This window comes from Thermogutta sp. (genome assembly GCF_039793925.1).
Lineage (GTDB): Bacteria > Planctomycetota > Planctomycetia > Pirellulales > Thermoguttaceae > Thermogutta.
Genome location: NZ_JBAMME010000165.1, coordinates 27,013 through 52,317 on the forward strand (window position 1 = coordinate 27,013; position 25,305 = coordinate 52,317).

15 protein-coding genes are annotated in these 25,305 nt (G+C 58.3%); 7 read left to right on the plus strand and 8 right to left on the minus strand.

Annotation, left to right across the window (positions count from 1 at the left end; all coding sequences use genetic code 11):
• Positions 1-181 precede the first annotated feature (181 nt).
• The gene (locus tag ABJK56_RS06440; protein WP_347243840.1) at positions 182-1,708 is read left to right on the plus strand and encodes a cation-efflux pump; all 1,527 of its coding nucleotides are present in this window, start codon (positions 182-184) and stop codon (positions 1,706-1,708) included.
• On the opposite strand, the gene ABJK56_RS06445 is transcribed toward ABJK56_RS06440, so the two are convergent.
• The 4 genes from ABJK56_RS06445 to ABJK56_RS06460 all read right to left on the minus strand — a co-directional run bounded on the left by ABJK56_RS06445 (position 1,678) and on the right by ABJK56_RS06460 (position 9,501).
• The gene (locus ABJK56_RS06445; RefSeq protein ID WP_347243841.1) at positions 1,678-5,223 is read right to left on the minus strand and encodes a Tex-like N-terminal domain-containing protein; all 3,546 of its coding nucleotides are present in this window, start codon (positions 5,221-5,223) and stop codon (positions 1,678-1,680) included. The genes ABJK56_RS06440 and ABJK56_RS06445 overlap by 31 nt on opposite strands.
• A 339-nt stretch (positions 5,224-5,562) precedes the next feature.
• Positions 5,563-6,786, minus strand: coding sequence for a GNAT family N-acetyltransferase (locus tag ABJK56_RS06450; protein WP_347243842.1), 1,224 nt, complete (start codon positions 6,784-6,786; stop codon positions 5,563-5,565).
• Between the two features lie 76 nt (positions 6,787-6,862).
• A complete protein-coding gene (locus ABJK56_RS06455) occupies positions 6,863-7,987 on the minus strand; it encodes an N-acetyltransferase (RefSeq protein WP_347243843.1) in 1,125 nt (374 codons plus the stop codon).
• Between the two features lie 299 nt (positions 7,988-8,286).
• On the minus strand, positions 8,287-9,501 hold the full coding sequence (locus ABJK56_RS06460; RefSeq protein WP_347243844.1) for a right-handed parallel beta-helix repeat-containing protein: 1,215 nt from the start codon (positions 9,499-9,501) through the stop codon (positions 8,287-8,289).
• Between the two features lie 594 nt (positions 9,502-10,095).
• On the opposite strand from ABJK56_RS06460, the gene ABJK56_RS06465 reads away from it, so the two are divergent.
• Positions 10,096-11,268, plus strand: coding sequence for a hypothetical protein (locus ABJK56_RS06465; RefSeq protein WP_347243845.1), 1,173 nt, complete (start codon positions 10,096-10,098; stop codon positions 11,266-11,268).
• 216 nt (positions 11,269-11,484) lie between these two features.
• Positions 11,485-11,676, plus strand: a complete 192-nt coding sequence (locus ABJK56_RS06470; RefSeq protein ID WP_347243846.1) for a DUF6800 family protein — start codon at positions 11,485-11,487, stop codon at positions 11,674-11,676.
• 83 nt (positions 11,677-11,759) lie between these two features.
• Here ABJK56_RS06470 and ABJK56_RS06475 read toward each other — a convergent pair whose 3' ends face one another.
• Positions 11,760-13,715 carry an adenylate/guanylate cyclase domain-containing protein gene (locus tag ABJK56_RS06475; RefSeq protein WP_347243847.1) on the minus strand — a complete coding sequence of 652 codons (1,956 nt, stop codon included), beginning with the start codon at positions 13,713-13,715 and terminating at the stop codon, positions 11,760-11,762.
• 55 nt (positions 13,716-13,770) lie between these two features.
• On the minus strand, positions 13,771-16,101 hold the full coding sequence (locus ABJK56_RS06480) for a serine/threonine protein kinase (RefSeq protein ID WP_347243848.1): 2,331 nt from the start codon (positions 16,099-16,101) through the stop codon (positions 13,771-13,773).
• A gap of 313 nt (positions 16,102-16,414) precedes the next feature.
• Here ABJK56_RS06480 and ABJK56_RS06485 point away from each other — a divergent pair, with 313 nt between their 5' ends.
• Both ABJK56_RS06485 and ABJK56_RS06490 read left to right on the plus strand, forming a co-directional pair.
• Complete coding sequence (locus ABJK56_RS06485) at positions 16,415-16,990, plus strand: flavodoxin family protein (RefSeq protein WP_347243849.1); 576 nt, start codon at positions 16,415-16,417, stop codon at positions 16,988-16,990.
• Complete coding sequence (locus ABJK56_RS06490; protein ID WP_347243850.1) at positions 16,983-18,098, plus strand: 16S rRNA (guanine(527)-N(7))-methyltransferase RsmG; 1,116 nt, start codon at positions 16,983-16,985, stop codon at positions 18,096-18,098. The genes ABJK56_RS06485 and ABJK56_RS06490 overlap by 8 nt, the downstream gene beginning before the upstream one ends.
• A gap of 284 nt (positions 18,099-18,382) precedes the next feature.
• On the opposite strand, the gene ABJK56_RS06495 is transcribed toward ABJK56_RS06490, so the two are convergent.
• Positions 18,383-19,837 (minus strand): Mur ligase family protein, encoded by a 1,455-nt coding sequence (locus tag ABJK56_RS06495; protein WP_347243851.1) that lies wholly within the window; start codon positions 19,835-19,837, stop codon positions 18,383-18,385.
• A gap of 1,137 nt (positions 19,838-20,974) precedes the next feature.
• Between ABJK56_RS06495 and ribB the strand changes: the two genes are divergently transcribed.
• A complete protein-coding gene (gene ribB, locus ABJK56_RS06500; RefSeq protein ID WP_347243852.1) occupies positions 20,975-22,198 on the plus strand; it encodes a 3,4-dihydroxy-2-butanone-4-phosphate synthase in 1,224 nt (407 codons plus the stop codon).
• Positions 22,199-22,527: 329 nt separating this feature from the next.
• Positions 22,528-23,565, plus strand: coding sequence for a GGDEF domain-containing protein (locus ABJK56_RS06505; RefSeq protein WP_347243853.1), 1,038 nt, complete (start codon positions 22,528-22,530; stop codon positions 23,563-23,565).
• A gap of 153 nt (positions 23,566-23,718) precedes the next feature.
• Here ABJK56_RS06505 and ABJK56_RS06510 read toward each other — a convergent pair whose 3' ends face one another.
• Positions 23,719-24,861: a DUF1559 domain-containing protein gene (locus ABJK56_RS06510; RefSeq protein ID WP_347243854.1), complete on the minus strand. Its 1,143-nt coding sequence runs from the start codon at positions 24,859-24,861 to the stop codon at positions 23,719-23,721.
• Positions 24,862-25,305 lie beyond the last annotated feature (444 nt).

Here is a 25,305-nt window from a genome sequence, read left to right on the forward strand (position 1 = left end):
TAACGCACGCAGGAGAAGATCAACCGGGCAGTTTCAGAGGCCTCCCTCAAATCACCCGAGTAAGCACAAGGCATTGAAGAGTGAAACCCGGCGACACGCCCGCCGCAGTAAGCAAGATGAGGCAGCGGCGCAGGTATCGCCGATGATGGAGATTCTTGGAGTCAGGATGCCGTGAGGTGGCATGATGCATCAGAACGTGCAAGACAGTCACGAAAAAACACGCGTGGCGCTGATCTCACTGCTGGCTGCCGGGGGACTGACCGCTGCGAAACTCGTGATTGGGATTCTCACCAACAGTTTGGGCATCATTTCCGAGGCACTTCACTCTGGCCTCGATCTGGTCGCCACCGGCATGACACTCTGGGCGGTGCGGATCGCAGAACGGCCTCCTGATGCTGAGCATCATTATGGCCATGGCAAGTACGAGAATCTTTCCGCACTGGGCGAAACGCTGCTGCTTGTTGTCGTCTGCGTGTGGGTGATTTACGAAGCCATCCACCGCCTGTTTTTTCGAGGTGAAGTGGAGATCACGCCCAGCGTCTGGGCCTATGTGATCATTCTCGGCTCGATAGCAGTCGATTTATGGCGCTCCCATCGTTTACAGGAAGCAGCAGAAAAACACCAGAGTCAGGCGCTGGAGGCCGATGCCCTTCATTTCGCGTCCGACGTCTGGTCGTCGCTCGTCGTCCTAGGGGGCTTGATCGGCGTGTCGCTGTCCGAGTGGCTGGGATGGCCCTGGCTGATGCAGGCCGACTCGGTGGCTGCGATTATCGTGTCCCTTCTCGTGGCAATCGTGTGTTTGCGGCTGGGGAAACGTGCGGTGGATGCGCTGACCGATCGCACCTCCCGGCAGCTCACCGGCTTGGTGGAACGCTCGGCGATCGAAGTGGCAGGCGTCGAAGGAGTGCGGGATGTCCGCGTTCGGCAGAGTGGTCCCAGCGTCTTCGCTGACATGACCATCCTGATTCCGCGCGATCTGGGGCTGGAAAAGGCGCACGCCGTAGCGCAGCAAGTCAGTTCAGCCGTGCAGTCGCGGATTCCTGGGGCTGATGTGGTGGTGCACGTGGAACCCGTGGCCCGACCCGATGAAGATCTCATCACCTCTGTTCGCATGCTAGCCACCAGTTTGGGGCTGGCCGTTCATGATATTCGAACCTTTCGCACCGCGGAGGGGAATTCGCTGGAGCTGCACGTAGAAGTCGATTCCCGATGGAGTCTCGAACAGGCCCACGACCGAGTTTCGGAACTGGAGACCCAGATCAAGAACGATCTTCCGGAAGTGACCTCGGTCCTCACCCACATTGAGCCAGAACACCAGGATGCAGGCACGCCGGCGGTTGCCCATCCCGAGGACCCCACATTGGCCCCCTACCACGAGGCCATCGGCGAGTTCAGCCGGGCATACGGATCAGAGCTCTCCAGCCATCACTTGAGCATGCGGGAAACACCCCAGGGGAAGTCGCTCACGTTTCACTTGGCGATGGATGGCCAACTCCCCATCGGTGAGGCTCACGAAATCTCCCGCCGACTGGAACAATTTCTCCATCAGCGGTTTCCCCAGCTTGCGCGGATTACCGTTCACCTTGAGCCACGCCAGCATCGCGATGAGTGCGGCTGCAACAGTCAGACGACAGCGTCTCAGGAAACCGCCATTCGCGGGGCCAACGGCGACACCGCTCAGGGCGATTCAGCCGAAGAGTCGGTTTGAGCGGGATCGTCGCCCGTGGCTGCCGGTGACGTATTGATCTTCGCTTGTTCTAGTTCTTTGGCTGCCGGGCGCTCCCCATTGGAAATCGCATTGCCGGATTGGCCCGTTCCGGTATTGTCAGCGACCGAAGGTGCAGCGCTTTCCATCGCGGGCGAAGGCGAAGCATTTTCCGGTAACGCATTCGACTTCTGCTGGTCGTCTCCCGCAACCGGCAAATCCGGCCCCGGAGCGGCGAAGGACGACTCGCCGTTTCGCATGGACGGCTTTTTCTTGCCGCCGCCTCGCTTCTCTCGAGAAGATTTAGCTGACGGCGTGCTCGGTCGAACAACACCCTTGGCCGCGAAATACTGGAAAAGATCGGCAAAACTCCGCATCGGCTGTTTTCCGGAGAGGACTTCTTCGCTCAGTGGTTCGGCCGGTGGCGGAGTTTCTGGTTTACCCAGCCGCCGGGGCAGTTCTACCGGCCGGGAGATGCTCAGTGGTGCCGGACCCTGCTGAGGGGCCGCGGCTTCTCTCCGCCCAGGGCGTTCGGAGCGATCACCCCGCCGTCCACCCGTTCGCTCGCCGGTACCTGCCTCGGTTTCTTTCCCTCTCTGCTGTGCGGCGGCAACTGGTTTGGCCGTTTTCCGACGCTCCGCAGCCTTCTTTTTCCGCGCTGGTCGGCCGTCGCCAGTCTGTCTCTCCGCCATCTGTTCGAGCGGCACGAGACTCAGGGAAATCCGTCGCCGTTCCCGTTCCACATCCACCACCCAAACGCGGACTACATCCCCCACCGCAACAACGGAATGCGGATCGACCGACCGCGCGAACGGCTTCATCCGACTGCGGTGGATCAGTCCCGTATTGGGCAACCCCACATCCACGAACGCGCCGAAATCGACCACATTGACAACGGTGCCCATCAACTCCATGCCAGGAGTGAGATCTTCCAGCTTGACGATTCCCTGCTTGAACACCGGTGGCGGCAAATCCTCGCGGGGGTCGCGCCCCGGCCGAACAAACTGGGCAAGGATATCCTTCAGCAGGAGCACACCGCAGCCCAGCTCAGCGGCAAGTTCCTCGGCGTTGACCTCCGCGATTTTGATGGCCAACTCTGCCTTGCGGACGGGTCTTGTCAAATCGTCTGGTGCAAATCCCAGTTTCTCGAGGACCTGTTTAGCAAGTTCGTAGCTTTCCGGATGAATCCATGTCGCATCGAGCGGATTCTCTCCACCGGTGATCTTGAGGAATCCCGCCGCCTGAACGAAGGTGGTCTCCCCGATCCCGGGCACCTTTTTCAGTTCCTCACGGGTCTTGAATGGACCGTGCTGTTGACGGTATTCCACGATCCGCCGAGCGGTGAGCTTATTGAGGCCCGACACATATCCCAAAAGCGCCGGGCTGGCCGTGTTGACGTCCACTCCCACGTAGTTGACGCAGGACTCCACAACCTCATCGAGAGATTCACGGAGGTGTTTTTCCTTCAGGTCGTGCTGATACAGGCCGACGCCCAAGTTAGCCGGCTCAATCTTGACCAGTTCACTCAGGGGATCCAGCAGACGTCGTCCAATGGAGACTGCCCCGCGGAAAATCGCGTCCAGGTGCGGCAATTCTTCCCGACCGATCTGGCTTGTGGAATAGACGCTGGCCCCCGCTTCATTGACGATGGTGTAACCAATCCCCCGGCCTTTCAGCTCGTTTTCCAAGAGATCGGCGATAAACATTTCGGTCATCCGACTGCCAGAGCCATTTCCGATGGCAATGGCCGTCAGTTGATGCTTCTCGATCATCTCGATGACCGTCTTCTTCGCCGTTTCTCGATTGTGACCTTTTTTCTCAATAAGGTAGATGACGCCATGATCGAGCACATTGCCGCACTCATCGAGGGCCGCCAGCTTGCACCCCTGACGGTAACCGGGATCAATGGCCAGGATGCGGCGATCGCGGACCGGACGCTGGAGGAGCAATCGCCGGAGATTTTGCGCAAAGACCTTGACGGCATGGTTTTCTGCCCGCTCCGTTAATTCCCGGCGAATTTCCCTCTCCAAGCTGGGAAGGATCAGGCGAACCAGGGCATCCTTCGCGCAACCCCGCAGGAAATCGGCGTGGGGATGGCCGGGCGGAATGCAGATTTCCTCGACGGCCTTCTCCATCGCCTCCATGTCTGCCTCGATGCGCACACGGAGGACTTTCAAAGCTTCACCCCGATTGATCGCCAGCACGCGGTGGGGGGGAATTTTGCGAATCGGCTCGGAAAAGTCAAAGTAATCCTCGAACTCCTTGGCAAGCTTCTCCAATTTCCGGCGTTTTTCCGCTTCCTTCGCCGCTTTTTTTGGATCCACCGGTGTGGCCGTGGTAGCTGGAGCTGATGTCGCCTGGGTCGGCGTGCTCTCCGGAGACGCCGCCACAGCTTGAGACGCCGCGGCAGACGGCATACCATCCGACGAGGCAGCGACTTCCAGCAATGCCTCCCCCTGTTCCGGGTTGGAGGCCGCTTCACCAGCCGGAACTGACTTTTCTCCCCGAGATTCTTCTGGAGCTGCCGCGATCTCGGGAGCGGGCTGAGCCGGGGAGGGAATTTCTGTACCGGCGTCGGTCGCGGTGTGCCCGAGTGCCGATGCATCGGCTCCCGCTTCCGCTGCGTCAACTGATTCACTCGCTTTTTCTGTGGGGCCGATTTCCAAAGGGGCGCCGGTTGTTTCAGCGGCTGCCGAAATCGCTTCTCCGCCGGGCGTTTGTTCTGCGGGAACAGACGGCTCGACCATCCCCGCAGTGGCGACCTCTCCCGCAGGGGATGTTTCAGCGGTTTGTCCTTCCGAGCCGGCCGCCGACAGCGCTGCGCCATCCCCCGGTTTTTGATCAGGTGGAGCGACGGATACCGCTGGGTTAGGGACTACAGCCACGGACTGAGCGGGGGCCTGTTCCGCTTCGGGCACCACCCGCACCGTGCGGATCACGCCGGTCCGCATGAGGATGTCGCGGAGACGGCCACGGAGCTCCGTCTTCTCGCTGAACATTTCCGCGAGGATGTGCCCCGCTCCCAGCAGGGCATCCGCGATGTTGAGGACCTTCTTCTCAGGATCGACGTAATCCGCAGCCCGCTTGTCCAGATCCGCGCAGATGGGGTCAGCAGTGAGGATTTCTTCCGCCAGGTGTCCCAATCCGCGTTCCCGGGCAACGGTGGCTAGAGTCCGCTTTTTTGGTCGGAAAGGCAGATAGAGATCTTCCAGCCGCCGGAGACTGTTGGCCGCGATGATCTTTTTCGCCAGTTCAGGCGTCAGCTTATTCTGCGACTCGATCGCCCGGAGGATTGTCTGCTTTCGTTCCGCCAACTGACGCAACTTTTTCACGCGGGTGGCGATGGTCCGGATCTGTTCCTCGTCCAAACCACCTGTTTGATCCTTTCGATACCGCGTGATGAACGGTACCGTATTTCCGGCATCGAGAAGCTCGACGACTGCCTGAATCCGGGCTTCTGGAATGTTCAGATCCCGCGCCAGTGAACGGAACGAAACAGTGACTTCAGCTGTGGCCATAGTTATTTCGGGCGACGTGTGTCAAGATGCGCTCGCGTACCGCTGGCCGACCTCCCCAATCCAGTTGAGACACCTGACGTGCTCGACTGATGGGGGACGAAAGAGCCACCCTGACCGGGTGTCTCGGGAACCTTTTCGGTCCTCTTCCGCTCGGCTGAATGCAATCAGATAGAACGCGCCGCGCGAACCTCCTTAAACTTCCTCACAATGACGGAAACCAACCAATCCACTTCCCGGCGGGTCCAACCCAAAGATGGACTCAAGGTGTGTACCTAACGGATGAGTATACCCGATTTTCTAAAAAGGTGGATACGGGAGAATGTCTCTCGCTTTGCGTCTTCACTCTGCGATGCACTTTTCGTAGATGCGGTAGCGCTTGTAAAGCTTTCCTCCTACCGCCTGGATGGTGTTGTTGATGGCGTGGTTGTCCTCCAGGGTCCAGCTCAATTCCGCGGATTCAAAGCCCGCATCGCGGATTCCGCGTTCAATTGTCTGGAGGATCATCAGTTCGGCAATTCCTCGATGTCGATATCCGGGAACGACCCCGAGGACCATCACCCGGGCGGTTTTCACCTGCTTAAGCCTTTGAAAGAGCCGCACAGCTCCGATCGGCATCCCCCACGATGTCAAACGCCCATTGAGGGGGCGAATGGCTTCGTTGAGGTCGGGAACCGTAATGGAGAACCCCACCGCCTTGCCGTTGTCTTCTGCCACAAGAACCAGGTCCGGCCGGGCAAACTGCGCCAGTCGTTTGGCAAAATAGCGAAGTTCAGCCGGGGTCAGATCGATAAAGCCCCACTGATCGTAACGGGTGACGGTGTACACCTCCACACATCGGGCCATCTCGGCCTCGAAATTACTCAGGTTGAACGGCCGGATTTTAATGTGCGACCGCTCCTGGAACCGCCGTACCCGTTGCATCCAGCAGCGAAGATTTTCATTGTCTTTAACGAACCACCAGGCGTAGAGGTCCTTAGCTTTCTGCAGTCCCCACGACTCACACAACTCCGCATAGTACGGGGGATTGTGATTCATCATGATCCGCGGCGGATACTGAAAACCTTCGATGAGCAAGCCGCAGGGATAATTGATGGAGTAATCGATCGGCCCCATCATGTGGGTCAATCCCCGCTGGCGCATCCACTGGGCCGCCGCCTCAAAAAGGGCATGAGCAACTCGGGGATCTTCGATCGATTCGAACATCCCGAAGCAGCCCACCTTGGTCCCGTGTTTCGCGTTGTAGCGTGGGTCCTCGCTGACGAGGATTCGGCCTACCGGACAACCATCTTGACAGGCTAGGAACTGGGCCGCCACTCCGTGCTGGTAAAAGGGATGCTTGCGAGGATTAAGAAACTCTTTGATTTCGATGAACAGCGGCGGTACCCAATAGGGATCATTCTCGTAAATGAGCCAGGGCAAGCGAGTGAAATAATATTGATCCCGCCAGCTCTGCACCCGTCTCACGCGGATAGGCGCATCACGATCCTGGGGCAACCGGAGCCTCAGCATGGGCCGAGGTTCCAGGCCAAAACTCAGCAAATTGGACAGATGAAAGGACGACATATCTGAAATCCGGGCGGATGTTGGTTTCTGGGTTTCGTGCGGTGATGGGCAGAAACCGCCCGCCCTCACCGCCCTCTTAGGGTCCAAAATCATAAAGCCGATAGGTTTTTGTCAGTTTGGCCCCGCCTTTTTCCAGGCTCCCCCGGGAAAGCGCATTGGATTCCAGCACCCACGAGAATTCCGCTTCCTCAATCCCCCATTCCAGCGCTTTAGGGACCAAGCCATCCAAAAGAACCAGTCCGAACCCTAGGAGCTGATACTCCGGCAAGACGTTCGTGCTGATCACGCGTACCCGTTTGATCGCTCGCTTGTTCCGCAAAAGGTGAATGAATCCGAACGGAAAGAGTCGGCCGTCAATTTCCTTGATGCGCTGATTATAATCCGGTAGGCAGAAAACCGCGCCCACCACTCGACCGTCTACCTCCACTCCTAGGGCCAGCTCGGGCACCATCAACCAGCGCAGTCCTTTCGCCATGTGCCGGACTTCCGCCGGGGTCATTGGCACAAACCCCCAGGTATTTATTAACGAGCGATTGTAAATAGACAGGAAAAGCTCAACATCCTCCAGGAACCGTCTCTTGTTGAGCATTCGGATTTTCACATTATACCGTTCGACGATTTTATCGCAGACCGGTTTCAGCTTCTCGCGGATCTTGGGGAGCATGCTCACATGCCCCCAGTAGGCATAAAGGTCCTGGGTCTTCCGGAAGCCATACGATTCGATGAGCCGCTCGTAGTAGGGCGGATTATATGTCATCATGAACGTCGGGGGCGAATCGAATCCATCGATGAGCAAACCGAGTTCGTAATTGAGGCTCGGATTGGTTGGTCCTCGCAGTTTTTCAATCCCTCGTTCGGCGAACCACGCTCGGACGGCGTCAAACAAGGCGTGGGCCACCCGCTCGTCATCCACCGATTCAAAAAACCCGAAAAACCCCCGCTTTTCGTTAAACCGCTCGTTGTGCCCATAATTCAGAATCGCGAGGATCCGCCCAGCCACTTCGTTGCCCCGAAAAGCCAGAAACGCCTGAGCCTCGTTTCGCTCATAAAACGGATGGGGGGCGAACCCCACCAGTCCCCGCTGATTATTTCGCAAAGGAGGAACCCAGTTCGGATCGTCGCGATAGAGTCGCCAGGGAAATTCAAGGAACTGCTTCTGTTCCCACCTCGTGCGGACAGGACGAACGCTGACTTCCGACATAACGTCTCCATTCCTGGCAACCCGCTTTTCCATATTGCCGGATTTTAAGGCCAACACTCCGGGCCGGTCAACGTGAAACGGACTCGCAGAAGGATATCGTGTCATACGCGCTTGCAATGGACGTTTCGGCACAGTTCTGGGTTAACAACACACAACTACGCCATCCGCTGTCCAGTCTTCTCAGGCCGCGAAGCGGTTCGACAACCGCTGTTTCCATACAAAACGTGCCTCCGCTCCCGTCTCGACTGCTCACGCCCCATTGAAACACAGTTTATTGATTGCCGAAAGCCCCGGCCAACTCAGGGATTCTGCCGCACTCCGAAATCCCGGGCGGCAGGGTTTTCCACCACCCACCGATCCTCATCCACCTGCCGAAGTCGGGGATCCTGACCGTAAACCCCTTCGCTTTCAGGACTGGGCAACCGCGGTCGAGAGGCCGCCGGACGGTCCTCGCAAAACCACCAGTTTTCTGCAAACCGGAACGTCTCCGGAGCGGTGTATGGTCCTACATTGACAAAATCCCGCAGATCGGAGCGAAACACGATGAGATTGCGTTCAAAAAAGCCATTCCGCGACGGTACAAAGCCCGGCTCCCGGGTTTCCTGAAGGATTCTCGCCACCCAAACCTGCGGCCGAATGATCGTGTTGTGGCGAAAAACCGCCCCATCGACCCCCACAAAGGACACGGCGGCTTCGCCTCCCACGAACAGACAATCCTCAACCAGCAGGTCCTTCGCTTCGTAAAGAACACCTTGCGGCCGGAAAAACGCGAGCCCTGTGGATCCCCCCAGTTGCACGCATCGTTTGGCCGCATCGACGAATCGGCACTGCCGGATGACGATCTGTGTGGACCCACCTTTGGCCTGGGGACCTGTATCCTGGGAAAACCCTTTCTTACCTTTGAACAAACAACGCTCAATGACGCCGCGATGACACCCCACCATATCGATGGCCTGGCCACCCCACCCCTCTACTCGACAGTTGACCACCACGAAATCGGTGACTCCAGAAAGCTTGATCCCGTCGCAGTTTCCCACCGGGCCGACATCTTCCACAACAATGTGCTCCAACCGGATATGATGGGCCGGGGTGTCAAAACTACCCCCGTCGTCGATATTCAGCCCATTCACCTTCTGTCCCCGAAAGTGCAAATGCCGAAGGATGATATAACTTCCTTCGGAAATCTGCCAGCCTGTGCTTCCACCGACAAACACCGGTGGATTCTGAGGGTCAGCTCCTTCGATGACGATGGGAGCGTCCTGCCGACCGTGAAGGTTTTCGATCCAAACGTCACTTTTGTACTGGCCCGATTGAATGCGAATGACCATCCCCGGTTGCGCCCGGCGGACCGCCTCGCGGAATTCGCTATCATTGCGTACAGTGATGGTCGTAGCAGAAAACGGCGCGGTGACACCGTCACCCTCCCCCGCCGCTGCCAAATTGTCAACTATGGGCGTCACAATTCCCGCAGCGATTAGGCAGGTAATTGCCAAAAAGAGGCGGCTCGTCTTCATTCACGCTATCTCCGATGAGTTAGATCAGTTTCTTGGACTGGGGAACTCGACCGGCATGGTTTCCCTGGGGCCATTGTACTGGCCTGACCAAACATCTCAACCGATCCGGCTGGCCCAGGCGTAACACCCCAACCAGCCGCCAGACGTCCTCGTCTTACGACACCCCATGGCATGAAGACCAAATTCGTCCTATACTGTAGCAGAGTGGACCCGAATTTCTTCGGGCATTTTTTTGCAGATCACCCGCAACCACTGCCGGCCTTGTTTCCCCCTTCCGCATTATTCTCCGAGGGATCGTTTTTCCCGCAAGAAAAAAGCGGAACTTTCTGCACTGCCCCAGGTTAAATTTTTCAGAAGATCGTACGCCAGGAACTGTCATGGCAATTACATCGTAGGGAAATGGAGCTGTCTTCGGCTTTCGCAAAAATTTTCCGAGTAAGTGGCATACCTTCGGAACAGCGAATTTTCGGAACAGAGTGAGAGGTGTCTTTTTGATGGGCCGGGCAACTCCCCGAAAGGCGGACTCAATCGGCGGAAGCCGAGTGTGGACGCGGTCGTAGAGTGCGCCGTACCCGACCAATCGGAGGTCTTCCTATGTTGAACCTGCCCCCGCTCGATGAACTCCAGTTGGCCATGCGGTTCGACGAACTCCGCAAACAGTTGGCGGACCCGCGGTACGAGCCTTTGTACAACAAGACGCTCGCATTCTGGGCCCTCCCCAGCGATCGTCGTTTGCCGCTGGCGCTCATGAATCGCACGCTCAGACAGATCATTTCCAGCTCTTTCACTGACCTGGCAGGAACCCCAGGAATCGGCAAAAAGAAACTTCAGGGCCTGCTGATGCTCCTGGAAAGGGCCGCCAATACCGATCCGGCAACGATCCCCGTCCATCCTGTGGTCCCGGAGGTCATTGCGGGGGAAATTTTGGACACGGAAAAAGAAAGTGCTTTCCGCTGGGATGAGGTGTCAGAAATCACCTGGGCGGAGTGGCGTGCCACGGTGGTGCGGCATCGGCTTCAGAAAGTGCCGCTCGGTAGGCTGGCGCCCTCCTTGAAACGGATCACCCGGGTCATCTGGGATGCGCCGCTCGGCGAATTTGTGGACATGACAATCAACGATCTGCGAGAAAAGCGATCGTTTGGTGAACGGCGTCTAGCGGCAGTCCTGGAAGTCTTCGCCGCCATCCATGAGGCGCTCAAAAACGTGACTCCTCAATCCCATCTCGCCATCGAGTTGGCACCACGGCGCATTCTGCAGATGCAGCAGTGGATCCTGGAAACGTGGCAGAACGGCAAGGTTCCCTCGGAAGAGGAGATCCGGCAGAATTTCATTACACCCCTTCTCGAACAGGCCCGTGTGGATGCCGTGGAGCAGACCGTGGATCTGGTGGAACGCCGCCTGGGTATCAAAGAACCCCCTCTGAGCGTCCGGCAGCTCGGGAGAATGTTCAACCTCACCCGGGCGAGGATCTATCAGCTCTTCGACGAACTGGCGGAAATCATGCGGATCCGCTGGCCGCTCGGCCGCGCCTTCACCCAGTTGCTCCAGAGCTTCATCGTCCTGGAATTCAATCGGCGTGGCACAGGTCCGGATATCTCCCAGTTGACGATGGCCATTGAGATCTTTTTCCCCAAACCGGGCGAGCGCCGCCAGATCGTGGCCGGAAAAGGAGCGCTGCCCGATCTCAGCCCCGGCTTCGCCATGGCCATGTCGGACGAGAGCCTCGTCGTCAGAGTCCCCGAAGAAGACGAGCAGCCGAATTGGTGAGCCCGAGCCGAGAAAGCCTCTCGCTGGCCAATGGTGGTCATTGACGGGGCTCCTATCGGCCGTTAAAAGAAAAATAAAACGCGGCCGGCAGCGGAGCCGGATTGTTTCGCAGTTGCCCCGCGCTCCCGCGGATGAAGGTGGGTTCTGTCGCCCGCGGAATACCGGTAAATAAAATCCGAAAGTCTGTCAGAAAAAACCAGATCGGAGGACAGGTCTGTGTCGATCTGCGAACGAAAACGCGAACTGAGAAGAAAACGCCACCGCAGAGAGAAATACCGTATTTTCAAAAGAAAACTCTTGACAGCGACAGCCTCGGAACGGGCAGCTATTATTGAAAAGATCCGGAAGCTGGCCCCGGATCCCGAGGTTGTGCTCAGAAACCTGGGGCTTCTCGAAACGCAGCGGTAATCGCGAGAAAGCAATTCCACCCGGCGGGCCGCCAAGGCCGGAGGCGCTCCCGCCATGGTGTCGATTTGGTGCTGTCACGGCATTCATTTGCTCGACAAAGTGATAGTACCGTCCCAACCTGGTGGCGGCTGGCGGTGGTGTTGCGTGATGTAGCTGGTCAGGAAATCTGCTCCGCGATCCGACGCCGGCAACCGGTGAAGAAGATCAAACGCTTCGTCCCATCGCCCTTCTAAAAAGTGCCGCACGGCAGCCTCGCAGAGCTGCAGGTGCTCATCTGTAAGTAACGGGTATTCGTCGCCTGGCGGCAGGAGTTCATGGACCAGAACCGCCTGGTCGAAACCGTAGGGTCGCAATTTGGCCAGGGGGCGGACGCGGAAGCCACCTTTTTGTACCGACGTGCGAATGGTCTCCGCAGTAGCTTCATCCAAAAGGACCGGAACATGGAGCAATTTGGTCAACCCTTCCAGGCGGGAAGCCAAATTAACGGGGGGTCCAAAGACGGTCACCTTGGCGTGTTCCGCCGTGCCAATTTTCCCTGCCACAGCACGTCCACTGGCGATTCCGATCCCGATCTGAAAGCCTGTCAGGAGGCCATCCGGTGATTGCGAGGCCTGCTCGAATTCTCTGCGGATAGCCAGGGCCGCCTGACAAGCACGAATGGCGTGATCTTCTTGGGGGATGGGCCATCCCCAGAACCCCATCGCTGCATCGCCCTGAAAATCGCCGATCACTCCCCCTTTTTCCAAAATATGCCGCGTCATCACCGAGAGTGCGGCGCTGATCCGATTGAGGAGCGGGAGTAGCCGCTCCGCATGCCGTTCGGTCTCCTGTGAAAACCCACGCAGGTCGCAGAACAGAACGGTGACGTCCACCTCCTGAGGACTGAGGAGCGTCTCCGGATCTTCCTCGCTCAACCGATCGAGTACCGGGCGAGGTAAAAATTGCCCCAGTACGGCCTGCCGCCGCTCGAGCGATTTTAATTGCAGGATCGCCCCTGTCATTTCGGCCACCAACTCGAGAAACTTCACGTCCTCGCGCAGATCCTCCGGGGTGGTGTCACTTGCGCCCAGTTCACGATGGAATGTTCCCGCCGTGTAGATCGCCCAATTGCAAACGTCGGTGCGAATCGGCGTGCAAATCGCCCAGTCGACATTCTCTTCCATTGTGTAAAGTGGGTGATAGGCTTTGGGCTGAATGGCCGTTGTATCAGCCACGGAAGACGGCCGGGTGCTGGTGGTTTTTCCTGGGAGGTTCAGCCGGCGCTGCTTTTCCCGCCAAATGTGGAGGACACTCTGGCGATTGTTCCAGGCTTCGAGGATGAGACGGCGACTTGGACGAAATTCCCCATCCGCCAGCAGGCGCCGATCCCAATGGATAACACGAAGGGCGAGTGTCGCCTCGTTGCTGGGTTCCTGGGCCAGTAAAGCTGCCGGATGATCCGCTATCTCTTTCACTGCATCCCCGGTATCTTCAGACCTTCGCAGCGAGGATGGTGACTCAATGGCGACTACCGCGACGGCCTCCGCATCGGGCATTCCGGCCAGGATCAAACTCACCAGCCGGGCCGCGGTGGCTGGCTCTGTGGCGGCGGTAGAAATAGCCCGCGGCAATCGCGAGAGTACTTCCATGCGCGTATTGGGATTGCGGAAGACGATTTGCCTCAACAACTGAGGGCCGAACGCTTCCTGCTGGGTGGGTGTGGGATGATCGCTGCTCACGGCGACCCGCTGGCGACTCAGCGCGAATCGCGTGCGACCGATAACGAAATGTTCACCTGGCCTCACCTCGAAGGCATCCCGCTCCTCGCCATGAAAAAAGACTGGATTGCGGGCGTTGGAAAGCCGCCGGACATGGAGGAGATTGCCGTCCCACACCACTTCCGCATGTCGGCGGGAAATATGGGGATCCCACGGTATACTCCAGGACCCGGTCGCTCTCCCCAAACACACAGGCGTACGGAATGGAAGTGGCCTTCGCCACCGATCACTGGGGTCTTCACCCTGGGCAATCAGATAGATTTCCTCACCACCCAACATCATTTTGCTCGCAGTCTCTTTTGACCACCATTCGTGTCTTTTCTCGGGATTCTGCCTGCTACTCGGTTTGACGCGGTTCTGAAGCCCGCGTCACAGGACCGGCATCCTCTGTGGACTGCGCTCCTCGCCCCTGCCAGGATTGTGTCTGGGCCAGGGCGTCGCTCTCCGGCGTCCACACCACAGGCGACGCGGCCGCTGAACGAAGCGGCATCACAATCCCTGCAGAGAGCAGGTGTCGCCGAATCTCCCGCAGCAGACGCGCCGTCAACGTCCATAATCCCAACAGGATGACTCCCACCAGTCCTGCTGAAATGACCCCATAGCGGAGAAGCGCGTGTTGAAACCCTTCTAGGGGTCGCTCGATGGCCGTGGCGTAATCCTCTTGCACAAGCACGATCCATCCCACATCCTGGACACTGCCATCTTCACGGCCAAGCTGGACAGGAGCCACCTGTGCCAGATACCTGCGGCGGTATTCCCTCCCCAATTCATCCCGGGAAAGTGGATCCACAAAATTCACGGCGGGACCTTGGCCCAAGTCGTTGAGCTTTCGCACCGGCACAGGGAGATCTTCCCGACGTAAGCGATACTCCTGCTTCCGAAAGCGCTCCGGTAAACGGAGCTCCTTGCGCAAAACCTTATCGAAAAGTGGGTGCTGGAGAATCATGCCCGTATAATCACCTGGCCGCATCTCCACCAGTACGGGGAATTGAGTGGCAGTGCCTTGCAGCTCCACGAATCGGGTGACCCGTACAGTCAGCGCCACCACTCCAAGGAACTGTCGGGTACGGTTGTCTATCACAGGAGCCGCCACCGCCACGATCCACTGTTGGGTCGCATCGCTGGGAAACACCGCCGACAGTTGCGGCTGAGTCAGATGTTCATCCGCCGCAGGACGCCAATTTCGTGGCATGTCCCGTTCCCGACCGGTAAAGAAACTTCGCCATGCATAATTTCTGCCGATGGTGAGAGACTCGGGCACGCGGGCAGTGGAAATCCCTCTCGGATCGCAAAAGAACCAGCTCGCCACCTCATCCACACCCTGGACATCTTCACCCGTTCCCGGTCGCATCCATCCCGGTATCATTTGGGCGAACTCTCGCTGCAACGCCGCCCGGAGCGGATGGTTTCGGAAGCGCCTTCGCAGCGGCTCCGCCTCGCTTTCGCCGAGGTTCGGTTGACTGAGTTGTTCGGCCAGGTCTCGGAACTCAGGGTCCTGAAGTGTCTGACGAACAAGGTCCTGAAAGCGTGTGTTTCCTGCCAGTTCCTCCACCGCCTCGAACCGCCGGCGGAGTTCTTTGCCTGCCAGATCCGCCACGTACTGGGCCATCAGTTGATTGTTTTCCAGGGCTCGCCGCGTGAGCGCTTCGCGGGATTGCCTGACCGTGGTGGAAAACCCTCGCCATGCGAACAGAGCAAACACCAGCAAGAGTAAAACGGGGCCGACAAATCCGAGGAGCATGAGCGGCCGCCGCGTTCGCTCCGTGGTCCAGGCATCCAGGGCCGCCAGCACGGATTGAACGTTGGGAAAGCGCTCATTCGGATCGGGTGCCAGACACCGTTCGAGAATCTGTGCCAATTCGCGATCCACACCGGGAATCTGCCGATGGTCCGTGGGAACACCCGAGCGTCTGATCCACTCCCGGTAGGCCCGCAGCCGCTCTTCCAGGTTTGTGATGCGTTCGATGGAACGCGCGGTATCTTCATCGCGGTGCGGCGGTTTGCCCGTCAGCATACAATACAGCAGCGCCCCCAAGGCATAAACGTCCCAGCGAGCATCAGGGATGGCGTTGAGATCGGCCTGCTCTGGCGCCATGTAGAAGAGCGTTCCCAAAGCGGGCAACTGTTCATGGGAGAGCCGTGACTGCCCGAAATCGGCCAGCCGGGGTTTATCGTCCTGATCCAGGAGGACATTGGCAGGCTTCAAATCGCAGTGCAGCACACCTTTGCCGTGGGCATGGAGCAAACCGATAGCCACCTCCCTGAAGATGCGAACCGCCTCGGCCACCGGCAGCGGACCGTGGGCTAGGCGATCGGCCAGCGAGCCCCGCTCCATGTACTCCATGACGTAATAGGGCGGGTCGGAATCCCAGCCCACCCCGATAAGCTGCACGATATAGCGATCGGCGCACAGGAACGCGAGCTTCTCCACTTCCCGGGAGAGCAGCGACCAATCCAATCCTCCCTGGTGTGCGTAAAACTTGATGGCGACTCGCCGTCCCGTGTTCCGCTCAATCGCCACCCACACTTCCCCGTAAGCGCCGGAACCAAGCAACCGTTCAAAGTCGTAACCGGGCACCTCGATCGGGGGACGTCGCCCTTCCAGACTGAGGGCCTGGGAACGTTGCCGTTCGAAATCGCCCTGCGGAATGGTCAGATCATCTGGCATTGCACAGATTATGCGAAGGTGTGGAGAAGGAGGCTTCATCAATCTTTGCGCCCCGTTCCGTCGGCCCCCACACTGTCAGTATATCGTGTTTGCTTTTTGCGAAATATGGTAACATGAAATTTCGATTCCCCTGGATCGATTTTCTCCGCACCCAAACAGAGTGCGCGGTTTCCTGGAATGGGTTCATGAAAAGATGCTTGCTTCGGGCTGAACCCGCCGCCTCTTTATGACAAACCTTTACGGCTCTGCGGCGGAATCGCGGGAATCCGCTCCAATGTGGGGTTTATGAGAGGCCTTTCGGGAGGAGACACGCATGAAGGTAATCGCGTTCAATGGCAGTGCACGCAAAGATGGCAATACAAGCATTATGGTCAATACCGTTTTGAATGTCCTCCAAAATGAAGGCATCGAAACCGAGCATATCTCGCTGGCCGGCCGACAGATCAGCGGATGCATCGCCTGCTATCGCTGTTTTCGGGAGCCCGGCCGATGCCATCAGAAGGACGATGGTTTCATTAACGAGGCAATCCAGAAGATTTCCCAATCTCAGGGAGTGATCCTTGGCTCACCGGTTTACTTTGCGGATGTGACGGCCAATATGAAAGCACTCATGGAACGAACTGGCATGGTCGCCCGGGCGGCTGGCGACATGTTCCGCCGCAAAGTCGGCGCGGCCGTCGTGGCCGTCCGACGCGGTGGCGCCGTCCATACGTTTGACTCGCTCAACCACTACTTTCTCATCGCTCAGATGATTGTCGTGGGATCTATTTACTGGAATCTGGGCCGGGGACTCGAGCCGGGAGATGTGAACAAGGATGAAGAAGGCTTGCGAACGATGCGAATCCTTGGTGAAAACATGGCCTGGGTCATAAAGAAACTCTATGATTGAAGACAACACGACTTCCAATTTCGAAAAAGACGATTTCAATGGAACTCAGCCCCCTGTGACGGGCGACCAGCCGAATGTCGTGCAGCCCGCCCAATCGGCCGCGGAGCCTCCCGCCACAACTCCGCAGACTCTCGAAGAGACCCTCGCGGAATACGGCATTTCGCTCTTTCCCGAGCAGATCCGCCAGCTTGATCGCTATTTCCACCTTCGCAACGAATGGAATGCGCAGATGAATCTCACCCGGCATACGGATTACCGGAAGTTCGTGGGCCGGGATATTATCGACACGCTCTCTTTCGCTCGGGTCCTTCAGCCCGATGAAGTGGTCCTCGACGTAGGCACGGGAAGCGGTGTCCCGGGAATTGTTTTGGCGATTCTCCGTCCGGATCTTCAAATTGCCCTGTGTGAATCGGTGGGAAAGCGGGCCCGAGCCGTCGCCGATATGTGCGAGAAACTCGAGCTTCCGCTGCCTATTCTGGTGGGCAAGGCCGAGAATTTTCTGGCAGCCGGAGGCTGGGAGTTTCACTCCCTCATTGTGAGGGCTGTGGCCACGCTCCTCGAGCTCATGAGGTGGTTCAAGCCGTACTGGTCCTGTTTCGATCGCATGCTGCTTCTCAAAGGTCCCACGTGGGTGGAAGAACGCGGTCAGGCCCGGCACTATGGAGTGATGCACGGCTACGCCCTGCGCGTTGTGGATCGCTACACCGTCCCCGACACCGGAGCCGAGAGCGTCCTCCTGCAGGTATGCCCCGAAGATCGGCTGGTGCCGCCACGGGGATGCCGACTGCGGAAGCTTCGCTATGAGGTATTTCCGACGGGACTGATCACACCGGACCAGCCAGGTCCTTTGGCCCGGTTCCACAGTTCGCAGAAACAATCTGGGAAAAAGGAATCTCCTGCACAAACTCCACAGCGCGGCGAAGCAAAACCAGCGAACCGGCGTCAGGAAAAGTCATCCCAGTCGAGGAAATCGAGGAAAGACTCCCGGAACCCGACGGGACAAGCAGGGCAAGCGCCGGCAACTGGCCCTTCTCGAAAAACGAAAATGAAGTCGCTCAAGAGGAAAGGCGATCAGAGAGAAAAAAGCAGCGACGAGAAATCTCCCTGACAGGCCAGGGGCGGTGTGACCCGCACCGCCCCGGCCGTCAGGCAATCAAACCCCATCGAGAAGCGCTCGTCGGAGCGGCCGACCCAGAAACCGCATCTCCCGACAAGCTCGATGCTTCACCCCAGGAGGGAGGGCTGCATCGGGCTCCCGCACACCCAACGCAATCGATGGGGTTACCGCTGGCTGCGTGATTTCTCACTCCTCTCTGTTTTCCTATCAATCCCCGATACATCTACCTTCCGGCCACAAAGAGGATGTGCCTCAGCCGATAACGCTACGCCGCGTTATGCAGGGTATTCCTGCTCCAACCACTGCCGCACAAAGCGGTAGTCGTCTACAATCAGTTCACCATTCCGTGTGGCTTTCCACAGTCGATGACCATTTCCAAGGAGTAGGACGCAATCCCCGGGCCGGGCCTGTGTCAGGGCCCAGCCGATGGCCTCCGTCCGATCGGGGAGCAACATCGCACGACGGCGGTCCCGAAGATGTTTCGCGCCCGCTGCCAGGAGATTTGTATGCCCCTCCCCTACTCCCGGAAGGGTCAGCACAATCACATCGGCAAGTTCCTCCAGCGTTTGGACCCAGGCCGCTGTATCGCCTTGACATCGACGCGGTGGGTGGGCCACGCAGATCAATCGCCCTGACACGAGCGGTCGGATGGTCGTCAGGGTGGCGCGGATCGCCTGGGTACTGTCGGCCGCATCCACAAACACGGAAAACGGCTGGCCTGCCAGGACCGGCTGAAGTCGCCCCGGAATTTGGTCCACGCTTTCCAGCGCCTTCACGATCACTTCCACCGGGATCTGATACACCAGTCCCACTGCGGCAGCCGCCAGGCAACTCAAAATGTGATGTCGGCCGAACATCCGCGTCCGAACCGGGAAAGTCTCTTCACCCGCAATCAAATAAAAAATTTCTTCTCCCAACTGGCGGCTTATTTCCCGGCCTTTAATCTCGGCGGGCATCTGCAGACCGACCGTCAGCGCAGGATGGGCCAACCCCGAAAGCCAACTCCGACAGCCAGAATCATCTGCGTTAACAATGGCCACCCCTTCGGGCTTCAACCATTCCAAAACGTGGAAATAAGAATTGCGGTGGTCTGCCTTTGATTCGGCATCGGTATTAACCAACACGGCGGCGTCGAGCTCCGTCCCCGCCAGGTACCGTTCGCGAATCGCTTTGCCGGTCACCTCGATCACCGCGTGGGTGCAGTGATTCTCCACCATTCGCGCCAGAGACAGCGCCAGTTCGTCCGCAGGCGGCGTTGTTTCCCGGGGAAATGTGGATTCCTCACCCTCGAAGTAACCCAGCGTACTGAGCATGCCCGTGTTGAAACCGGCCTCCACCAGCACCCGGGTCAGCAGGCACGCGGTGGTGGTTTTTCCATAGGCACCGGTCACGCCAATGACATGGAGCTTTCGAGCAGGATAGTCCGCCAGCGCGTGCGAAATGCGCCCGAATGCCTCACGAGCATTACTCACATAGATGACTGGCACGGGGAGGGTTTCTAACGGATGATCAGCCAGCACCGCGGCGCATCCCCGTGTCAGTGCCTGCTGTAATGCGGCATCGCGCCGCGCTCCCGGCGGATAAAGCACCACAAACAGATCGCCCGGCCGAACGTCACTTGGACGGCACCGACATCGCGTGAACGACACTTCGGTGGCACCCACCATCTGTGCGTCCGGCAGAACCTGCCGTATGGCGATCGTTTGTCCGGTTGAAGCACACAACCGCATTCTCCGAGGCCTCCTTACCTCGGTGGATTATCAGAGGTGGATTGCTTTTCGACATTCAGGCCGAGTAGCGAACGACTTCCACTTTGGCTCCACGGCCTGCGAGACGCGTCACGCCAGACTCCTTTCGGCGTGGCCGCGTCGTTTGCTGATGCTGCGGGATTTTCCCGATTTCGCCGATTGTGTCAAGGGCAAACTTGACGAGCTCAACGAGACCCGGCTCACTCACCCAAACAAACTGCGACAACGGCAGCCGCTCAACGCCAGTTCCCCACAAACTCCGGACGCACCAACCCACGAAAGTGACCGGTCATGCGAGCGACGAGAAGAAATGGCCATCCTCGGGCGTTGGTCTACTCTCCCAAGATGGCCTCCCGAATTCTGCAGAAGGTTGGACATGGGTTGTCCAACGATTCGGTTACTTTACAAGTGAAAGACGCCGGAGACCTGGATCGAGCAATCGGAACCAATTCCCGAATCATTCTCGAAAGGGGCGATCCAACTCGGCGGAAGGGGCGAGCTGGTTAAACGGGGCAAGTAAAAAAGGGGCCGGAGCCGTGAACGGGGCAACGAGCCTCAATTTCTTTCCAAACGGGGCGCTGGGGCATTGGGACTCAGAGAAGGGGCGCGGGGCATGTACGGGGCACGGTTTTCCCTCAACGAAGGGCTGCGTACCAATGCGGGCTGAGTCCTCAACGGGGCAGATGGGGGCTTAAACCGGACTTCGGGAAACGGTTGACTGCTGGCCTCGATCCCGGTCTCGCCGGGCTTCCCTGTCGTCTCTGTGCACCTCCTTTCGAACAGCGGCGGTTCCTTTTGCAGAAACCAAAGGGATCGCCGCTTGTTTGTTTGTCGACCCGCACGGCCATCCATTTCACCTGGAGACCCCGTCGCACCTCGCAACAGGCAAACCATCTATCTTCTGGCGCTAGCGGACCCCGCACCCCCAAACGTACAATAAAAAAGAAGGATCAACATTGTCGCCGCCAGTTCACTGCAGCATCCTTCGCCCAGTTCGCCAAGTCCCTTTATTTTAGCTTCGGATCAATCAGAATTGACCGCCCACTTTGGGTGGCTCACCCGATCGTAGCCACTCATGGTCTGCGGGGCCGTCGGCGCACAAACACCAGGACGACACCCATGACGGAGTCCCAGGATATATTCAACACGATCGACGAGGCGATCGACGCTATTGCCCGCGGTGAAGTCGTCATCGTTCTGGATGACGAGCACCGGGAAAATGAAGGCGACTTCATTTGCGCGGCCGAAAAAGTAACGCCGGAGATCGTCAATTTCATGATCACCTACGGCCGGGGCCTCCTCTGCGCGGCTATTCTGCCAGATGTAGCCGAACGATTGGAACTGTCTCTGATCGTCAAAGAGAATACTTCCCCGCTGGGAACGGCGTTCACCGTCCCTGTCGATCATCGATCCTGCCGGACGGGAATTACGGCGGCGGAGCGGGCCAAAACGATTCGCGCCCTGATCGATCCTACCAGCAAACCGGGGGACTTTGCCCGGCCGGGACATGTCTATCCACTCATCGCCAAAGAAGGGGGCGTTCTCCGTCGGGCCGGCCACACCGAAGCCGCGGTCGATTTGGCCCGGCTGGCCGGGCTGGCACCCGCCGGTGTCCTCTGTGAAGTCCTCAACGACCGCGGGGATCGCGCTAGTCGCCCGGAACTCCATGAAATTGCCCGTCGCTTCCACCTCACAATCATTACCGTGGAAGACCTCATCCGTTATCGACGCCGACGAGAAAAACTCGTCTACCGCATTGCCGAAGCGAAGCTCCCCACCAAATACGGACTGGGCAAGATCATCGCTTATGGGGTGAAATACGAAAACCAGGAACCCATCGCGATTGTGTTCGGCGATCCCACCCGGGTCGCCGCGCCCCTGGTGCGGCTTCATTCCTCGTGTTTTACTGGCGATCTCATCGCCTCTCTCCGCTGCGATTGCGGCGATCAGCTCCATCTAGCACTTCAGATGATCGGCCAGGAAGGCACCGGCGTGCTGGTGTATCTCCCCCAGGAAGGCCGGGGCATCGGCCTGGTCGAAAAAATCAAAGCCTACCACCTCCAGGACGAAGGCATGGATACCGTAGAGGCCAATCTCGCCCTCGGACATCAGGTGGACTGTCGTGATTACGGCATCGGGATTCAGATCCTCAAAGACCTGGGACTGAGCAAGGTCCGCCTGCTCACCAACAATCCCAAGAAAGCAGACGCTTTCATCTACGGTGGGTTCGACCTTCAGGTGGTCGATCAAATCCCCATTGTCGGCCCTGTCAACGAATTCAATGCCAAATATCTGGCGACCAAGCGGGACAAGATGGGACATCTCTTGCCCGACTCTTTTTGACCGGGTCAGAACGCCCGCGCCCTCGAAGAAATTCCAGTATTTGCGTTGGGCTCACTCATTGAACGCTCCACCCAGGATTGGGGCGCCACCGGCGCTTCCCCGCTCAGATTGCGTGGCCGCACGATCAATTTTTCTGGAATAATCGTCCGGCCGGGTAAGCCCGCACGTTTGTTCTAAATATGCTATAGTTACTTAGCAATCTCAGCCCGCGTATCAGGGGCCAAGAGGTTTTCTTGTCCTCACAGCCATTTCTTATCCAAGAGGAGTGATGTTCATCTGATTCTGGAACAAACTTTTCTACGGCGGTATCTGTGGGAGGTTAGACCGGTATGGCGGTATCGTCAGTATTGGCGACCCTGGCAACAGTGGCGGGAATTTGTGTCGCGTTATTTGCTTGGACCGGCCTTTTCTCGCCATCCCGTCGTAAGACAGCGCGTTCCGAATCGAGTGTTAGCCACTGTTTTCCTCCGACACTTCAGCGCCTGCTCAGACGGCTGTCTGGCATCGTGGCGACTTTAAGAACCCATCTCCAGGAACATCGTGGCGATCTCCAGCACACGATGGGACAACTCGACGATCTGAGCCCCGATAAGGTCACGGCAGAATCCGTCGTGGCAGCTCTGGTGACGCTGGCTGAAACCAATCGCCGGCTCCAGGACCGACTGGCGCTTGCCGAATCGCAAATCGCGCAGCAGTATCAGGAGCTCCAGGCCCAATGGCGGGAAGTTCGCTCCGATCCGCTCACGGGTTTGCCGAATCGCCACGTTTTCGATCAGGAGTTATTCCGCTTCATACGGGAGTTTCGGGATCAGCGTCAGCCTTTCGCACTGGCCATTTTCGATGTCGATCATTTCAAACAAATCAACGATACCTATGGGCACAAGATAGGGGACAAAGTGCTCGTCAAAGTTGCCGCGGCCCTGCGTGCCGCAGCCCCGGCACATTCCGTGCTGGCGCGGATCGGCGGAGAGGAATTCGCCCTGATCTGGCCACACGTTCAGCTTTCGCAAACCCTGGAAGAAGCCGAGCGAGTCCGTCAATCGTGCCACCATGCGGGCGAGGACTGGAGCGACACCCCACCGGTTTCATTAAGCTGCGGCGTGGCGGTATTTCTGGAAACCGACAACGAGAACCGTATCTTCGAACGCGCCGACGAGGCCCTGTACGCCGCCAAGCAAGCAGGCCGCAACTGCATGTTTTACCACGACGGCCTGCGCCCCATCCCCTGGAAATCGGTTTTCCGCCCCTCCCCGGCCAGCACTGTCCCGGAAGACGCCAGCGACTCTGCCACCTGGGATCGGGACCCGGAAGCGCAGTCGCTTGTGCAGCTCCTGCGCTCGAAGCTGGCGCAACTGGGTGTGAGGTAGTCCAACACCCGCCGCAGCCCGGTCGCGAATGAGCCCGGAAAAAGTGCCGCAGGCACCGCTCAGCCACGGCACAATCGCAAAGACGGTCGGCACCTGCGGGCGCCGACCGTGTGGTGAGGCCCTTCCACTACGCTGGTAGGCAGGGCTCCTCAACTACGGGACCTGCACACTCTCTTTACCGAACGCGCTTCCCAGGGCGCCCCAGACACCGTACAGCGACGGGCCCGTGTAATCCTGCGGCCGGCTGGGATTAACCAGCGGTGGGAAGCCCGGTGGTGGGGCCGTCGCCGTGCGAGTCGGATCGCCAGCATCGATCGTCTCACTGATAAACCGCACCGCCCCATCCAGGAACAAGACATTCACACCCCCCGGATGCCGGCTGCTCGCCGTCACCAACCCCCAGAATTCGGACGTCCAGGGCTGACCGTTGTCACCGCTGCAACTGGGCCCATTTGGCGGCAGCATGGGATAAAACAATGTGTAGGGATTAATTGCATCGGGCCAACGCCAACCGGTCAGCCACTCCCGTTGTGCCAGAGGGTCGATCAACTCGCGGTTGGGGCCCACGCGCGCCAAGCAGAGGGATGGTGGCGCACTGTTATAAACGCCCACTTTCACCGCGATTCCCTCGCCGACCAGCCGACTTCCGGGAACTCCGATAATGGCCTCCGAAACGGCCATGGTGTTACTTGTTCCATCCGAGATATTGGCAAACGTGATGGTGAGCTTATCCCCGCGACCAAATGCTCCTCGGCTTTCCCACCAGTCCCAGTTCAGCCACTGGTCTCCCCGGTTGGCTTTATAGCTGATTGGCGTGCGCCCACCCTGGAGAGAGGGAACCCGTCTGGCGCTGCCATAATCAGAGGGGCAAATGTAAACATTCAGCCATGTCTGGGTCGGGCGAAATCCACCCCAAGGAGGAGTCCCCGGTTTTCCGATGTAATTTTGGATCAAGTCATCATACACTTGTTTCTGCTCGATGTAAGGAAGAATAGGCACAGTCCAGCCCCATCGGTCAGCAGCGTTCGGGTAGTTCCCGGAATTGGGGGGCTGGGCGAACAACGGGTCGTGGCTCGAGGCCGGCAACCTCCCATAAACATCATGGAAATTATGAAGTGCCAAGCCGATCTGCTTGAGATTGTTCGTGCACTGTGAACGACGAGCTGCTTCTCGAGCAGCTTGCACCGCTGGCAAGAGCAATGCGATCAAGATGCCAATGATGGCAATGACGACCAATAGCTCCACGAGTGTGAAGCCTTGGTCAACCGGGCGGCGACACACCTTGAGGTGTCTCATGGCGCCTCCTCCTCTGTACGAACCGGAACCCATCCCCAAACCGAATAACAACTAAGTGTTTTTCCAAACACGGAGTTTAACCGCACTACTTAATGTCAGTCAAGCGTTTTGCAAGTACTATGGTTTCTTTTTTCTCTCCCCCGGCACGTGCGCGTCAAACCTTCGAAGGCGGATATTTCCTTGCCCGCCATCCACTCAAGTTGAGCAAATTGCGACAGCTCGACGGGAGAAGGGGGGCGTGGCCAGGACAAGAAAATAAAAATGGGTTGGCCAATCGTAGGCCAACCCGAGCGAGTTGTCTTAGCGATGCGTGAGCTCTAAAAACCGCGTGCGATCACGGAACTTGCACAGGTTCCTTTCCGTAAGCGCTTCCCAGGGCACCCCAGACGCCGTACAGCGACGGGCCCGTGTAATCCTGCGGCCGGCTGGGATTAACCAGCGGTG

Coding starts and splice junctions, on each gene's coding strand:
- ABJK56_RS06440 (WP_347243840.1), top strand. CDS start 182: ATGATGCATCAGAACGTGCAAGACAGTCACGAAAAAACACGCGTGGCG.
- ABJK56_RS06445 (WP_347243841.1), bottom strand. CDS start 5,223: ATGGCCACAGCTGAAGTCACTGTTTCGTTCCGTTCACTGGCGCGGGAT.
- ABJK56_RS06450 (WP_347243842.1), bottom strand. CDS start 6,786: ATGTCGTCCTTTCATCTGTCCAATTTGCTGAGTTTTGGCCTGGAACCT.
- ABJK56_RS06455 (WP_347243843.1), bottom strand. CDS start 7,987: ATGTCGGAAGTCAGCGTTCGTCCTGTCCGCACGAGGTGGGAACAGAAG.
- ABJK56_RS06460 (WP_347243844.1), bottom strand. CDS start 9,501: ATGAAGACGAGCCGCCTCTTTTTGGCAATTACCTGCCTAATCGCTGCG.
- ABJK56_RS06465 (WP_347243845.1), top strand. CDS start 10,096: ATGTTGAACCTGCCCCCGCTCGATGAACTCCAGTTGGCCATGCGGTTC.
- ABJK56_RS06475 (WP_347243847.1), bottom strand. CDS start 13,715: ATGATGTTGGGTGGTGAGGAAATCTATCTGATTGCCCAGGGTGAAGAC.
- ABJK56_RS06480 (WP_347243848.1), bottom strand. CDS start 16,101: ATGCCAGATGATCTGACCATTCCGCAGGGCGATTTCGAACGGCAACGT.
- ABJK56_RS06485 (WP_347243849.1), top strand. CDS start 16,415: ATGAAGGTAATCGCGTTCAATGGCAGTGCACGCAAAGATGGCAATACA.
- ABJK56_RS06490 (WP_347243850.1), top strand. CDS start 16,983: ATGATTGAAGACAACACGACTTCCAATTTCGAAAAAGACGATTTCAAT.
- ABJK56_RS06495 (WP_347243851.1), bottom strand. CDS start 19,837: ATGCGGTTGTGTGCTTCAACCGGACAAACGATCGCCATACGGCAGGTT.
- ribB (WP_347243852.1), top strand. CDS start 20,975: ATGACGGAGTCCCAGGATATATTCAACACGATCGACGAGGCGATCGAC.
- ABJK56_RS06505 (WP_347243853.1), top strand. CDS start 22,528: ATGGCGGTATCGTCAGTATTGGCGACCCTGGCAACAGTGGCGGGAATT.
- ABJK56_RS06510 (WP_347243854.1), bottom strand. CDS start 24,861: ATGAGACACCTCAAGGTGTGTCGCCGCCCGGTTGACCAAGGCTTCACA.